Genomic DNA, 14,193 nt, shown 5'->3' on the forward strand with positions numbered 1-14,193 from the left:
CACCAAACGCAGCCCCGGCGGACCACCGCGAGCGCAGCAGCCGGCGTTTCGAGGGCATGGCAAAACCAGGGTTTTCAGCGCGCGATTGGTCGCGACGTTCCATGAAGTGTTATCCCCCGATAGCTCTCTGCCCCTGCCGGCAGCCGGTGGCACAGGACCCCGGGCATCACAACCATACCGCTATCCGCCAACAAGTGGACAAATTGTTTTCGGGCAGCCCCGGGTCACCCGTCGCCGGGTGGCGCCCCTAGTCCAGGACCAGGCCCTTGCCGCGTCCGCGCGTGAGGCGGACGGGTTTGATTTCGCCGAAACCGCGGACATTTTCCGGGTCCTGGGGAATCATGACGAACCGCTCGTCGTGCTCCAGGGCGGAGGCGGTCATCGAGTCCACCAGCACGGTCCCCGGGTCCGCGAGCGTGGTCAGCCTGGCTGCCAGGTTGACGGTGGGGCCGTAGATGTCACCGAGGCGGGAGAGGATCCTGCCCCAGACCATGGCCACCCGGGCTTCGGGGAGGATTTCGTCTGCGGTGAAGGCTTCGGCGAGCGCCAGGGAGATCTCGGCACCTGCGGCGGGTGTTTCGGCGATGTACAGAACTTCGTCGCCCACGGTCTTGACCAGCCTGCCACCGCCTACCGAAATGATTTCAGCGCATTTGTTTTCGAACCGCTGCACCAGGCGGGCCAGGGTTTTTTCGTTCATCCGCCGGGACAGGCTGGTGTAGGACACCAGGTCGGCGAAACCAACCGCGCGTGCCAAGGGCAACGGCGCATCGTCTTCGTCGCCTTCCCGGCCTTCTTCGCTGGCCTGGAGGCCCGCCTCGGCGCGGACTGCGAGCCGCTGGACGCCTGCGTTGAGCTGGCGGCGCCAGGAGTACACCAGCACTTCCTCAAGCGCATCCACGAGGGCGGGAAGTTCGTTGACCAGGCGCTTGCGGGCCACGGCGTCCGTGACGCCCTGCTCGTGGACCATGTCCTCCACCAGGGCCTCGATCTGCCACACGACCATGCGATCCGTCATTTGGCCGATTGCCCGGGTGACTGAAATCGCCGCTTCCTCGGTGAGTTTGCCGGCGCGGACCAGGTCCACCACGGTGGACAGAGCCGCCTGGTCGCGTTCGGTGAAGGCAACGTCTTCGTCGCCAAAGTTCGGGAAGCCAAGGGCGCGCCAAAGTTTGCGGGCGGAGAGTAGGGAAAGACCGGCGCCGGCGGCCACTTCACGACGACGGAGCTTGCGTTCCCCGCCAAGGAGCCGTGCTTCCAGGGCCTTCATGGCGAGGCGCTCGGCGGACATGGCACCGGTGGGCGGGTGCCTGTCTGCGCCGGTGTCGGGAGCGGAGGTGCCGGGCGCGGAGGTGCCGGGCGCGGCCGCGTCAACGGCGGCAGCGGTGTCGGTGGCACCGATGCCGGGATCGATGCTGTTGACGCGTTCCTGCTGGTCCTCATCGGTCATCCCGTCCACCTTCTCTCATGTCCTCCGGAAAAGCACCGGCGGGATAAAACGTCGCATCCGGCAGGGCATCGGCCTGGTCCGGCAGTTCCCCGATGGCGTCGAGGATAAAGTCGCGGAACCGGGCAACCTCGGGCACGTCCGGAAAGGTCACCACGCCCTGGTACCCGGTTTCCAAGGATATATTCCCGGAGCGCACCAACCGCTGAAGGAGCGATTCATGGACGGTCAGGTTACGCACGGATACCAGGTTCACTTGTTGGTCACGCCTGTTCAGCATGCCGTACCGGGCCACCATCCGCTGGCTGGTCAGGGTGTACCGGGTTCCTTGCCAGCGGAGGAGCCGCGGCAGGCAGTAGCCCAGCCACACGGCGGCGACAGCAAGGACGCAGCCGGCCACGAGCCATGATGTCGATTGCCGGTTCAGGACCGGCGCCACCCGGGCAGCGCCGCCGCGGATGATCCAGGCGCTGGCAAAGGCTGCCAGCGCGGGGGCGAGCACGAAGGCTGCGGCGGCACCGGCGAGCTTCCTGGGCTGCGGGCGGGTGGTGACGATGACTTGTTCCCCGGGAAGGAGGCTCTTACGCATAACCGCCTTGGCCGGAGTCTTCCGGTGCTGTCCACGGCCTCAGGTGCACCACGTCGCCGGCCGTCACCACATGCTCCCGCCCATCGCGGTCCACCACCAGCAGGGAGCCGTAGTCATCCAGCCGGGAAGCGTGTCCAATGATCTCGTGGTCGCCGGGCAGCTGTGCACGAACCTGCTTGCCCAGCGTGACCATCACCGCCTCTATCCGCTTGTGCAGGGAAGGGCCGCCGGCCATCCCGGCCGTGGGGTCGCCGTCGGCGTTGCAGAAACTGCGGTACAAGGTGGCGAAGTGGGTGAGGTAGCTCTTGAGCAGGACGGTGCGGTCGGTGGTCCGGGCGCCTTCAAGTGCCACCGATGTTGCGGTGGGGACCGGGAGTTCGCGTTCGCGGAGGGTGACGTTCAGGCCGGTGCCCAGGACCACCGCGGGCACCTTGCCGTCAGCCATCGGACCAAGCTGGGCCAGGATGCCGGCGATCTTCCGGCCGCGCACCAGGACGTCGTTGGGCCATTTGAGCTCGGCCGGGATGCCGGCGGTATCCAGCAGCGTCTCGCGCAGTGCGAGGGCGGCGATGAGGGACAACCAGGAGTAGCTCTGGGTGGGGAGCGGCCGGCCCTCCGCGTTGACGGGACGCAGCACCACGGAGACGGACACCGAGCTCAGCGGCGGCGCTTCCCAGCGCCTGTCCAGCCGGCCCCTGGCGGCGGTCTGGTATTCGGCCGTCAGGACTGAAAGGTCCGGCCAGGCCGAAGGGTCCACCGTGACGGCACGAAGAAGGTCAGCGTTGGTGGAGCCCGTCGAGTCCACGACGTCGATCCGGGAAATGCCTGTGGCGGAGAGGAAACGCTGGTCGGCCAGGTCCACTCGGTTCAGGGGGGTGCCCGGTACGTGCGTGTCATCCATACCTGAATCCTACCGAGCGAAGCTGGAGACTACCCATCAGCACGGATTCCTCCCGGGGCCGTCCACCACCCGCAACAACAGGGAGGTGGCCGGGCGGTCCGGGCGGAACCACCGGCCTAGAGGAAGATGTCCGGAACCAGTTGGTCCTCGGCCGCACCGAGGCTGTAGGGCCGGAAATCAGCGACGCCGGCGCCCGCCAGGACCTGCTCGTCCGTGTAGAAGTTGCCCGATTCCGCGTCTCCGGCGGCAAGGTGGCTTCCGGTCAGGACGGCGTGGGCGGCATCGGCCATGATCTGCGGGCCCCGCGCGGCCAGCACCATCGTCGAGCCGTGGGGCATGTTGCGGATGGCGGCCGTGTCGATCAGGGTGCACGGCCAGAGCGAGTTCACCCGGACACCGTCGGCCTTCAATTCCTCGGCCAGGCCCAGCGTGGTCAGGCTCATCCCGTACTTGGCCATGGTGTAGGCGAGGTGCTTTCCCGCCCATGAGGGGTGGAGGTTCAGCGGCGGGGACAGCGTCAGGATGTGCCCGTGCGCCGAGGCCCGGAGCGCGGGGAGCGCCAGCTTGGAGAGCAGGAAGGTACCGCGGACGTTGATGTCCTGCATGAGGTCGTACTTTTTCATGTCGACGGCGTCCGTGGTGGACAGGTCGATGGCAGAGGCGTTGTTGATGACGACGTCGATGCCGCCGAAGCGCTCCGTGGCGGCAGCGACGGCTCCGGCCACGTCCTCGTCCCGGCGGACGTCGCCCACCAGGGGCAGCGCCTGGCCGCCGGCCTCCACCAGTTCTTCGGCGGCGGTAAAGACCGTGCCCGCCAGTTTGGGGTGGGGCGTGCCGGTCTTGGCCAGGAGCACGATATTGGCGCCGTCCCGGGCCGCCCTCTTGGCGATGGCCAGGCCGATTCCGCGGCTTCCGCCGGAGATGAGGATGGTGCGTCCTGCCAGGGAACCGGCTGCCCGGTAGGGGCTCCGGGGTGCCTGCAAAGCCTCGTCGCTTGAAGTCATGGAAACACTGTAGCCCAACTAAGTTACTGGCGGGTAACATAACGGAGAGGGTGCTGGAACCGCAGAAAATTGTAGGTTCCCTACAGCTGCGGGTGCACAAACCGTCATTAGACTTGCCACCAGGGTCCTTCTTTTGTGTGGATGCTACTTAAAGCTCCTGCGAATGCGGACCGACTGCCAACAGAACTGACTTGCTACAGAGCCGGAGACACTTGATGAGCCACGATCTGACAACGACAGCGGGAAAGATCGCAGATTTCCGCGACCGCCAGGCGCGTGCCGCACAGCCCTCCGGCCCCGAGGCCATCGAAAAGCAGCATGCCCGCGGCAAGAACACGGCCCGCGAACGCATCGAGCTGCTGCTGGACGAAGACTCGTTTGTTGAATTCGATGCCCTCGCCGTGCACCGCTCCACGGCATTCGGCATGGAAAAGAAGAAACCGCTGGGCGACGGCCTGGTCTCTGGCTACGGCACCGTGGACGGCCGGCTGGTGGCCGTCTACAGCCAGGACTTCAGCGTCTACGGCGGCTCGCTGAGCCAGGTCAACGGCGAAAAGATCGTCAAGGTCCAGGAATTTGCCCTCCGCAACGGCTGCCCCGTGGTGGGGATCCTGGACGGCGGCGGCGCACGCATCCAGGAAGGCGTGGCATCCCTTGCCATGTTCGCGGACATCTTCCGCAACAACGTGCACGCCTCAGGCGTCGTGCCGCAGATCTCGCTCATCATGGGCCCCTCCGCCGGCGGTGCCGCCTACTCCCCCGCCCTCACCGACTATGTGGTGATGGTGGACAAGACGTCCCATATGTTCATCACCGGCCCGGACGTCATCAAGACCGTCACCGGGGAGGACGTGGACATGGAAACGCTGGGCGGTGCCCGGCAGCACAACGCCACCACAGGAACGTCCACCTACCTGGCCTCCGACGAAACCGAAGCCATCGAGTTCGTGCGCGAACTGCTGGACTTCCTGCCCTCCAACAACCTGTCCGAGGCACCCGTGCTGGGACACCAGCAGGAGTTGGAGGTCGACGACGACGACCTCGCCCTGGATGCGCTGGTTCCGGATTCCGCCAACCAGCCCTACGACATGCGGGCCGTCGTCGAACAGATCGTGGACGACGGGCACTTCCTGGAGATGCAGGCCCTGTACGCCCCCAACGTGATGATCGGCTACGGCCGCGTCGAGGGCCACACGGTGGGCATCGTGGCCAACCAGCCGCTCCAGTTCGCCGGCACCCTGGACATCGCCGCCTCCGAAAAGGCGGCCCGGTTCGTGCGCCACTGCGACGCCTTCAACATTCCCATCATCACCCTGGTGGACGTTCCCGGCTTCCTTCCGGGCAAGGACCAGGAGTTCCAGGGGATCATCCGCCGCGGCGCCAAGCTCCTCTACGCCTACGCCGAGGCGACCGTCCCCAAGCTCACGGTGATTACGCGCAAGGCCTACGGCGGCGCCTACATCGTGATGGGCTCCAAGAAGCTCGGCGCCGACCTGAACCTTGCATGGCCCACCGCGCAAATCGGCGTCATGGGCGCCCAGGGTGCCGTCAACATCCTCTACCGCCGCGACCTTGCCGCCGTTGCGGAAAACGGCGGGGACGTCGAAGCGCGCCGCGCCGAGGTCATCCGCCAGTATGAGGAAGAACTCCTCAACCCCTACCAGGCGGCAGAGCTGGGCTACGTGGACGCCGTGATCGCCCCCTCCGACACCCGGGTCCAGATCATCAAGGGACTGCGGGCACTGCGCGACAAACGCGCCAGCCTCCCGGCCAAGAAGCATGGGAACATCCCGCTGTGACGCCTGACCAGATGCCGGTGGTTGAGCCTGCCGAAACCCCGACCGCGCCGCTGTTCTCTGTCGTCAAAGGACAACCGAACGCCGAGGAACTCGCCGCGCTGGCCGCCGTCGTCCTGACCCTCGGCGGCCCGGCGCCTGCCAAGCCTGCCGCACCCAGCGTGCGGCACTGGGTGCGCCGGCAGCAGTTGCGGCTCGCGCCGTCGCCCGGCCCCGGCGCGTGGAAGCGCAGCCACGGCTGACGCTCCCCAGCGCCTCCCTCACCTCGCTTCGCTCGGCCAGGGAACCCGCGGCCGCGTGGGCCCGCCCTGTCCGCCCGGCCGGGTAGTCTCGGAATGTGACTACAGACACTGCACCCGCCGCGCGCCCGCATACCCGCATCGACGCCGTCGCCGATGACTACACCGACACCCTCATCAGGCTCAACCCGACCTTCGCCACGACTCTCGGCCTGCCGGGCCACGAGACGGAATACCAGGACTTCTCTCCTGCCGGCATCGCAGGTTTCGCCGAGGCCGCGCGAGACGCGCTGGCCGCACTGGAGGGCCTGCAGCCGGAAGACGACGTCGACGCCGTCACCCTGGACGCGATGCGGGAGCGGCTCGGGCTGCAACTGCTGATCCACGCCTCCGGCTGGGAGTATGCCGAGCTCAACAACATCGCCTCCCCCGCCCAGGACATCCGGGCCATCTTCGACCTCATGCCCACCGCCACCGCGCAGGACTGGGAGCACATCGCGGGCCGCGCCGGCAACGTGCCGGCGGCCATCAGCGGCTACATCGAATCCCTCCGCGTCGCCAGGGACGCCGGCAAAGTGGCCGCCGCGAGGCAGGTCCGGATCGTCATTGAACAGGTCACCAAGTACGCCGCCGACGACGGATTCTTCGCCAAGCTGGCCGCCGGTGCAGCCACCGCCGGCGGCCCCCTGCCCGCGCCGCTCCAGGAAAAGCTCGACGCCGGAACCGGCGCGGCCCGGAGCGCCTACGTGGGGCTGGCAGAGTTCCTGCGCACCGAACTGCTCCCGGCAGCACCCGAAAAGGACGCCGTGGGCAGGGCACGGTACGCACTTGCCTCACGTTCCTTCCTCGGCGCCGAAGTGGACCTGGAAGAAACCTACGCCTGGGGCGTCCAGGAACTGGACCGCCTCATCGCCGAACAGGAACGCGTCGCCGACAGCATCAAGCCCGGCGCCACCATCGCGGAGGCCAAGGACATCCTCAACAACGATCCCGCCCGGCAGCTCAAGGGGACCGATGCCCTGCAGGCCTGGATGCAGGACCTCTCGGACAAGGCCATGGCCGGGCTCGCCGGCGTCCACTTCGACATCCCCGACGCCATGAAGACCCTCGAATGCCGGATCGCCCCCACGGACGAGGGCGGCATCTACTACACCGGCCCGTCAGATGACTTCAGCCGCCCCGGCCGCATGTGGTGGTCCGTCCCGGCCGGCGAGGACACCTTCACCACCTGGGCCGAGACCACCACCGTTTACCACGAGGGCGTCCCCGGCCACCACCTCCAGGTAGCCACTGCCACCTACCGCCGCGAACTGCTCAACAACTGGCGGCGCAACGTCTGCTGGACCTCCGGGCACGGCGAAGGCTGGGCCCTCTATACCGAGAAGCTGATGCAGGAGCTGGGCTACCTCACGGATCCCGGCGACCACCTGGGAATGCTGGACATGCAGCGCATGCGGGCTGCCCGCGTCGTCTTCGACATCGGCGTCCACCTCGAACTGGACATGCCCGGGCGCTGGGGATCCGGCACCTGGACAGCAGAGACGGGCTACGGCTTCCTCAAGGAAAACCTCCCCATCAGTGAGGGCCAGCTCAACTTCGAGTTCACCCGCTACCTTGGCTGGCCCGGCCAGGCACCCTCCTACAAGGTGGGCCAGCGGCTCTGGGAACAAATCCGCGCCGAGCTCGAAGCCCGCCCAGGGTTCGACCTCAAGGAGTTCCACACCAAGGCCCTCAACATCGGCTCCATAGGACTGGACACCCTCCGCCGGGCGCTCTTGTCTTGACCCTGAACTGCGCGGCCCCAAGGGGCCCATCCTCTGCGCGCTGCTCGTTCCTCGCTTTGACACGCGCTGCCGGATGGGCCCTTGCTGCCTCCGCGGGAGACATTAAGCACACCCATCGTGGGAATAAGTAACAAATACCGCTGCCTGCCTTGTGTTCACGGGTGTTTCCAGCGCATAGCACAATTGTTGCCGCGTAATATTTCTCAATATTCTTTCGACGTGGTATGCGGTGCAGGTCTAGCTTGTTCTGGTGACCACTCAGACAAGCACCCCATCCTCCGCGGGGAAGACCGGATTCCAGTTGCCCAAGTGGGCTTCCTCCTTCGGCTTCCAGATCATCGCCGCCCTCATCGTGGGCTTGGGCCTCGGCCTGCTCGCCAAGTACACCGGCAGCACCAAGACCAACCCGAACGCCCTCGGCGCCACGCTGCAGACCATCGGCTCGAGCTACGTCTCGCTGCTGCAGACCGCCGTGGTTCCGCTGATCTTCACCGCCGTCGTCAGCTCCATCTCCAACCTGCGCCAGGTATCCAACGCGGCAAGGCTGGCATGGAACACGCTCCTGTGGTTCGCCATCACGTCCCTGATCGCCGTGCTGATCGGCATCGGCCTGGGCGTGCTGCTGCAGCCCGGCGCCAACACCGGCATCACCGAGGAAGCCAAATACACCGGCAAATCCGGTGACTGGTGGGCATTCCTCGTGGGCCTCTTCCCGAAGAACTTCCTCGGCCTCGGCGCCAGCTCCACGGTTGCCGACTCCGGCGCAGTCACCACGTCGGTCAGCTTCAATGTCCTCCAAATCCTGGTGATCGCGATCGCCGTGGGCGTTGCGGCCCTCAAGGTGGGCAAGGCCGCTGAACCCTTCCTGAACCTGAACGCTTCGGCCCTTGCCGTCATCCAGAAGGTGCTGTGGTGGATCATCCGCATCGCCCCGCTTGGCACCATCGGCCTGATCGGCAACGCCGTCGCAGTCTACGGCTGGGACACCATCGGTTCCCTGGGCAAATTCGCCGTCGCGATCTACGTGGGCCTGGCCCTGGTCCTGTTCGTGGTCTACCCCATCCTGGTCCGCAGCCACGGCCTGTCCATCAAGCAGTACTTCTCCGGTGTATGGCCGGCCGTGCAGCTGGCCTTCGTGTCCCGCTCCTCGGTGGGTACCCTGCCGCTGACCCAGCGCGTCACCGAACGCAGCCTTGGCGTCCCCCGGGCCTACGCTTCCTTCGCAGTGCCGCTGGGCGCCACCACCAAGATGGACGGCTGCGCCGCCATCTACCCGGCCGTTTCCGCGATCTTCGTGGCACAGTTCTTCGGCATCCACCTGGACTTCAGCCAGTACGTGCTGATCGCCCTGGTCTCCGTGCTGGGTTCCGCAGCGACTGCAGGCACCACCGGCGCCGTAGTGATGCTCACGCTGACGCTCTCCACGCTGGGACTCCCGCTGGCCGGCGTCGGACTCCTCCTCGCCATCGACCCCATCCTGGACATGGGCCGGACCGCGGTGAACGTGGCGGGCCAGGCGCTGGTTCCCACCATCGTGGCCAAGCGCCAGGGCATCCTCGACGAGTCGCTGTACAACGCACCGCGCAACGGCACCCCGTTCGTGGACGACCACGAAACCGCAGCCGGTGAGCCCACCGACGGCACCACTGCCGACACGGCACCGCGCGAGCTGCAGGACGCCAAGGCGTAAGGGCAGCCGCACAGCATGAAGTCCCCCGGGAAAACTTCCCGGGGGACTTCATGCCGTTAAGGGCTTCCTACTGCCCGGGGCGTCCACCGGCCAAGGGAAACGCAGGCCCGCCCGACCGGAGGAATCAGTCAGCGCCCGCCGCCACCGATCACACCATTCTGGACCGCCTTGGTCACGGCATCGGCTTCAGCCTGCGTCAGCTTCCCGTCCGTCACAGCCTTGTCCAGGCGGGTCTTGAGCTCAGCAGCGTGCTCAGACTGCTCATCGCTGCGGATCTCCTGGAGGGCCGCCGTCACCTTCGCTTCGTCGATGCCCAACGCGCCGGCCAGCGACTTCGCCAGCGCCGCTTCCCTGGCGGCCGGGTCCGGTTTCTGCCCCTCGGCCGGGGCAGTGGGCTTGTTGGCATCGCGGAAGGCCTTCAGCGCGTCCTGGACTTTGGTTTGGTCCACGCCGAGCTTCGCGGCCAGCGCAGCAGCCCGGTCCTCGCCGTGTCCGCCACGGCCACCATGCCGGCCCATGCCGTCGGGGGCCCCGCCATTACCTGAGTCAGCCGGGGCGCTTGAGCTCGCGCTGGGCGCGGGCGCGGGTGTCGTGGTGGTTGCGGAGGCCATGCCGGCCACCCCGATCCCGGCGCCGAGGACCAGCGCAGCCGCTGACAGGCCCAGGGTCATCTTCTTGGTACGTGACATCTTCCGTCTCCTGATTCGCCGTCCTGCGACGGCTGTAGGTTTATGCCTCTCTCACTGAGACACACCAAGCATCCACCGCGAGCTTCAGGAAAGGCTGTTGGGAACCTTTCGATCTCCTGTGAATGCACGTGAAAAATACTTGCATGTAGTGCAAAGTTGCACGTAGTGTAATCCTGTGCCGAACACCTCCCCCCACGACCAGCAGGCACCCCCATCACGGAGGGAACTGAACAAGGCAGCCACCAGGCAGGCCATCACGGACGCCGCCCTGGAACTGCTGCGCACAAAAGGTCCGGGAAACTTCACAGTGGAGGATATTGCCGACGCCGCCGGGATCTCGCGCCGCACCTTCTTCAACTACTTCAGCAGCACCGACGCCGCGCTGGCGTCCATCGTGCACGGCTTCCTGGACACTGCCATCCAACAGTTCCGGCTCCGCCCGGCAGAGGAGCCCATGCTCGAATCGGCCCAGGCAGCCCTGTCGGCCCTGGCCGATCCCGAGGCCGTCGCTCCACTGGCGGAACTGTTTACCCTGACCCAGCAAAGCCCCCTGATGGCCCACTCCGAACTGGAGGCATGGGACCACTGCCGGGCGCAGGTCTTCGCCGTCGCCCGCGAGCGCCTCGCCGGCACCCCGGGCGGGCAGGACGAACTCTATGTCCATGCCTTGGCCGGCTCCATCATCTCCTGCGGCAAAGCTGCCATGGAGGTCTGGTTCAGCCGGCGCGGCCCCGACCTCACAACAGGGTCCCTGACCGAGCTGCGCCAACTGTTAATTGATTCGATTGCCCTGCTGGGCACAGGCTTCGCTCCCCCTGCTTCACCTTCCGCTGTCCGCTCCTCCTGATCAGATCGGTTCCCGCATGGCACTCCTCCTCTACCGCCTTGGCAAGTTCTCCTACCGCCGGCGCTGGCTTGTCATCTCCTTGTGGCTCGCCGTGCTGGTGGCCGTTGGCGGCTCGGCCGCAGCGTTCCACGGCACCTTGTCCAACAACTTCCAGATCCCGGGCACAGAGACCCAGCGGATCGCTGACAAGCTCAAGCAGGACCTGCCGTCGGCTTCCGGCGGCAGCGCCACGATCGTATTCGAAGCCCCGCCCGGCGGGTTCACGGACCAGGGCCGCGCAGCCGTCACGGACGCGCTGAAGAAGCTCCAGGCCCTGCCCGAGGTCCGCGGCACGGTTGACCCGTTCGCCACCCAGGCCCAGGTGGACCAGGCAGCCAAGGCGATCACCGACGGTGAACAGCAATTGGCCGCCGGCCAGGCCCAGCTGGACTCCTCACGGGCACAGCTGGAGGCAGGCAAGGCCCAGCTGGCCGCGGCCGAGCAGCAGCTCACGGCCGCAGGGGCACCGGCTGCGGTGATCGACGCGCAACTGGGCCAGCAGAAGGCGGCACTGGCAGCAGGCCAGGCCAAGCTCGACGCCGGAACCCGGGACCTGGAGGCCAGCAAGGCCAAGCTGGAGCTCGGCAAACGCCAGGCCCAGGCGGCCTCCGCCATCCGCTTTGTCTCGGAGGACAACCAGGCCGCCGTAGCCCAGGTCCAGTTCAACACCTCCATCAACGGGCTCTCCCCGGCGGTCCGGAAACAGGTCCAGGACATCGCCCATGAAACGTCCTCAGCCGGCGTCACGGCACTGGCCAGCAAGGAGATTACGGAGGACATCTCGGCCCTGTTCGGCACGGCGGAGATCGTGGGCATCGCCGTCGCCGCGCTGGTCCTGATCCTCATGCTGGGTACCCTGATCGCCGCCGGCCTCCCGCTGCTGATGGCCATCATCGGCGTCGGAGTTGGCGTCGGCATCACCTTCGCACTCTCCGGCCTGTTCGACATGAGCTCCATCTCCCCCATGCTGGCCCTCATGCTCGGCCTCGCCGTCGGCATCGACTACTCGCTGTTCATCGTCAATCGGCACCGGACCCAGCTCCTCGCCGGGATGGACGCCGAGGAATCGGTGGCCCGGGCCAACGGCACCTCGGGCAACGCGGTGGTCTTCGCCGGCCTCACCGTGATCATCGCCCTGGCCGCCCTGGTGGTCCCCGGGCTGCCGTTCCTCACCGTCATGGGCCTTGCCGCAGCAGGGACCGTAGCCGTGGCCGTGCTCGTGGCCATCACGCTGACCCCCGCCATGCTGTCCCTGATCGGCCGCCGCATCATCTCCCGGCGGGCGTGGGCCAAGGCCGAGGCGCACAACGCCGAGCCGGGCCATGAAGCCGCGGACCTCGCCACCGACCGCCAGCGCAGCACCCGCGGCTGGGGCGGACTCGTCACCCGGCACCCGTGGGTGGCACTGGTGGCCGGCGTCCTGGTGCTCGGCACCCTGGCGCTGCCGGCCACGCAACTGCAGCTGGCCCTGCCGGACGGCGGCTCCGAGCCCGTCGACTCGGAGGCATACCAGGCCTACGACCTGACGGCGCGCAGCTTCGGCGAGGGCGTGACAGGTCCGATCGTGGCAGTGGGCGAATTCCCGGCGAACCTCGACGCGGCCCAGGCACAGAAGCTGCAGTACGACATCGCGGACAAGCTTCGCGCCGTTGACAACGTGGTGGCCGCCGTGCCGGTAGCCCTCAGCGATGACCGCCGGACCGCCGTGTTCCAGGTCATCCCCAAGGAAGGCCCCGCCAGCGCGAGCACCGTCAAGGTGGTCGCCGAACTGCGCGGACTCAACGGCGAAATCCAGTCGGACTACGGCGTGGCCATGGGCCTGACCGGGCAGACGGCCGGCAACGTGGATGTCTCCACCAAGCTCGGGGCCGCCCTGCCGCCGTACCTGGCGATCGTCGTCGGGCTTTCCCTGATCCTGCTGTTGCTGGTCTTCCGCTCCATCGTTGTCCCGCTGCTGGCCACCGGCGGCTTCCTGCTGTCCCTGTCCGCGGCCTTCGGCGCGGTGGTGGCGGTGTACCAGTGGGGCTGGCTGGGCAGCGTCTTCGACGTCGCCAACCCGGGAGCCGTGCTCAGCTTCCTGCCCATCATCCTGATCGGCGTGTTGTTCGGCCTGGCCATGGACTACCAGGTGTTCATCGCCTCCGGCATGCGCGAGGCGTACATGCACGGCTCCGAAGCCAAGGAAGCTGTCCGGGTGGGCTTCCGGCACGCAGCCGCCGTGGTCACGGCCGCCGCGATCATCATGGTCAGCGTGTTCTCCGGCTTCATCTTCAGCCACCTCACCATGGTCCGCCCACTGGGCTTTGCCATGGCCTTCGGCGTCCTGTTCGACGCCTTCGTGGTCCGCATGATCATTGTCCCGGCCGTGATGTACCTGCTGGGCGCCAAGTCCTGGTGGCTGCCGCGCTGGCTGGACCGGATCCTGCCGGACGTGGACGTCGAAGGGGCCAAGCTCAACCGCGGGCAGGCCGCCCCCACCCCGGGCGAACTGGTCCACTAGGCTGGAACCGTGCACCACCTGATTCTCGCGTCCCAGTCCCCCGCCCGCACCAAGCTCCTGGCCGAGGCCGGCATCCGGCACACGGTCCTGGTGTCCGACGTCGACGAGGAAGCCGTCCAGGAGCGGTACGGCGTCACCGACCCGCATGACACCGCGCTGCTGCTCGCCAGGGCCAAGGCCGAGGCCGTGGCGTCCCTGCCGGAAGCGGAGGGCGCCCTGGTACTGGGCTGCGATTCAGTCTTCGAGTTCGACGGCGAGGCGCACGGCAAGCCCTACACGGCCGACGTCGCCCGGGACCGGATGCTCCGGATGAGCGGCAGCGCGGGGGTGCTGCACACGGGACACTGGCTGGTGGACTGCAGGGACACGGACGACGACGGCCCGGGCGGCCGCGGTTCGGGCGCCACGCTCGGGGCGGTCGCCTCTGCCGAGGTCACCTTCATGGACATGGAGCCGGCGGAAATCGACGCCTACATCGCCACCGGCGAGCCGCTGCACTGCGCCGGTTCGTTCACCATCGACGGCCTGGGTGGGGCCTTCATCCGGAAGGTCGACGGCGACCCGCACGCCGTCGTCGGCCTGTCCGTCTCCACCCTCCGTGGCCTCCTGGCCGCCGCCAATGTGCGCATCACGGATCTCTGGCCCGCGCGGTAAGTCCTCCATTTTCG

At 67.3% G+C, this 14,193-nt stretch carries 12 protein-coding genes; 7 read left to right on the forward strand and 5 right to left on the reverse strand.

Going from position 1 to position 14,193, the window contains the following annotated elements; all coding sequences use genetic code 11:
• Positions 1-247: 247 nt before the first annotated feature.
• The 4 genes from DC347_RS14320 to DC347_RS14335 form a co-directional block, all read right to left on the reverse strand.
• Positions 248-1,450 carry an adenylate/guanylate cyclase domain-containing protein gene (locus tag DC347_RS14320; RefSeq protein ID WP_109863606.1) on the reverse strand — a complete coding sequence of 401 codons (1,203 nt, stop codon included), beginning with the start codon at positions 1,448-1,450 and terminating at the stop codon, positions 248-250.
• Entirely contained in the window at positions 1,440-2,036 is a 597-nt protein-coding gene (locus DC347_RS14325; protein WP_109863411.1) for a PH domain-containing protein, read from the reverse strand. The genes DC347_RS14320 and DC347_RS14325 overlap by 11 nt, the downstream gene beginning before the upstream one ends.
• The gene (locus DC347_RS14330) at positions 2,029-2,937 is read right to left on the reverse strand and encodes a biotin--[acetyl-CoA-carboxylase] ligase (protein ID WP_018762996.1); all 909 of its coding nucleotides are present in this window, start codon (positions 2,935-2,937) and stop codon (positions 2,029-2,031) included. The genes DC347_RS14325 and DC347_RS14330 overlap by 8 nt, the downstream gene beginning before the upstream one ends.
• A gap of 116 nt (positions 2,938-3,053) precedes the next feature.
• On the reverse strand, positions 3,054-3,941 hold the full coding sequence (locus DC347_RS14335) for an NAD(P)-dependent oxidoreductase (protein ID WP_109863412.1): 888 nt from the start codon (positions 3,939-3,941) through the stop codon (positions 3,054-3,056).
• 215 nt (positions 3,942-4,156) lie between these two features.
• Between DC347_RS14335 and DC347_RS14340 the strand changes: the two genes are divergently transcribed.
• The 4 genes from DC347_RS14340 to DC347_RS14355 all read left to right on the forward strand — a co-directional run bounded on the left by DC347_RS14340 (position 4,157) and on the right by DC347_RS14355 (position 9,450).
• Positions 4,157-5,740 carry an acyl-CoA carboxylase subunit beta gene (locus DC347_RS14340; RefSeq protein ID WP_109863413.1) on the forward strand — a complete coding sequence of 528 codons (1,584 nt, stop codon included), beginning with the start codon at positions 4,157-4,159 and terminating at the stop codon, positions 5,738-5,740.
• Between the two features lie 11 nt (positions 5,741-5,751).
• Positions 5,752-5,979: an acyl-CoA carboxylase epsilon subunit gene (locus tag DC347_RS14345; protein WP_043424302.1), complete on the forward strand. Its 228-nt coding sequence runs from the start codon at positions 5,752-5,754 to the stop codon at positions 5,977-5,979.
• A 95-nt stretch (positions 5,980-6,074) separates the two neighbouring features.
• Entirely contained in the window at positions 6,075-7,760 is a 1,686-nt protein-coding gene (locus tag DC347_RS14350; RefSeq protein WP_109863414.1) for a DUF885 domain-containing protein, read from the forward strand.
• A 250-nt stretch (positions 7,761-8,010) separates the two neighbouring features.
• Positions 8,011-9,450 carry a dicarboxylate/amino acid:cation symporter gene (locus DC347_RS14355; RefSeq protein WP_026264930.1) on the forward strand — a complete coding sequence of 480 codons (1,440 nt, stop codon included), beginning with the start codon at positions 8,011-8,013 and terminating at the stop codon, positions 9,448-9,450.
• Between the two features lie 128 nt (positions 9,451-9,578).
• Here the strand turns inward: DC347_RS14355 and DC347_RS14360 are convergent, their stop codons facing one another.
• On the reverse strand, positions 9,579-10,139 hold the full coding sequence (locus DC347_RS14360; protein ID WP_018762990.1) for a hypothetical protein: 561 nt from the start codon (positions 10,137-10,139) through the stop codon (positions 9,579-9,581).
• A gap of 175 nt (positions 10,140-10,314) precedes the next feature.
• On the opposite strand from DC347_RS14360, the gene DC347_RS14365 reads away from it, so the two are divergent.
• From DC347_RS14365 to DC347_RS14375, 3 genes are read left to right on the forward strand one after another with little or no spacing between them, the layout of a single operon-like run.
• Positions 10,315-10,986, forward strand: coding sequence for a TetR/AcrR family transcriptional regulator (locus DC347_RS14365; RefSeq protein WP_109863415.1), 672 nt, complete (start codon positions 10,315-10,317; stop codon positions 10,984-10,986).
• 16 nt (positions 10,987-11,002) lie between these two features.
• Positions 11,003-13,525 carry an MMPL family transporter gene (locus DC347_RS14370; protein WP_109863416.1) on the forward strand — a complete coding sequence of 841 codons (2,523 nt, stop codon included), beginning with the start codon at positions 11,003-11,005 and terminating at the stop codon, positions 13,523-13,525.
• A 9-nt stretch (positions 13,526-13,534) separates the two neighbouring features.
• Positions 13,535-14,179: a nucleoside triphosphate pyrophosphatase gene (locus DC347_RS14375; RefSeq protein WP_018762987.1), complete on the forward strand. Its 645-nt coding sequence runs from the start codon at positions 13,535-13,537 to the stop codon at positions 14,177-14,179.
• Positions 14,180-14,193: the final 14 nt, after the last annotated feature.

Source organism: Pseudarthrobacter sp. AG30 (genome assembly GCF_003116525.1).
In the GTDB taxonomy this organism is placed as follows: Bacteria; Actinomycetota; Actinomycetes; order Actinomycetales; family Micrococcaceae; genus Arthrobacter.

Excerpts from the sequence above, each read along its gene's own strand:
- DC347_RS14320 (WP_109863606.1), bottom strand. The coding sequence starts at position 1,450 with ATGACCGATGAGGACCAGCAGGAACGCGTCAACAGCATCGATCCCGGC.
- DC347_RS14325 (WP_109863411.1), bottom strand. The coding sequence starts at position 2,036 with ATGCGTAAGAGCCTCCTTCCCGGGGAACAAGTCATCGTCACCACCCGC.
- DC347_RS14330 (WP_018762996.1), bottom strand. The coding sequence starts at position 2,937 with ATGGATGACACGCACGTACCGGGCACCCCCCTGAACCGAGTGGACCTG.
- DC347_RS14335 (WP_109863412.1), bottom strand. The coding sequence starts at position 3,941 with ATGACTTCAAGCGACGAGGCTTTGCAGGCACCCCGGAGCCCCTACCGG.
- DC347_RS14340 (WP_109863413.1), top strand. The coding sequence starts at position 4,157 with ATGAGCCACGATCTGACAACGACAGCGGGAAAGATCGCAGATTTCCGC.
- DC347_RS14345 (WP_043424302.1), top strand. The coding sequence starts at position 5,752 with ATGCCGGTGGTTGAGCCTGCCGAAACCCCGACCGCGCCGCTGTTCTCT.
- DC347_RS14360 (WP_018762990.1), bottom strand. The coding sequence starts at position 10,139 with ATGTCACGTACCAAGAAGATGACCCTGGGCCTGTCAGCGGCTGCGCTG.
- DC347_RS14370 (WP_109863416.1), top strand. The coding sequence starts at position 11,003 with ATGGCACTCCTCCTCTACCGCCTTGGCAAGTTCTCCTACCGCCGGCGC.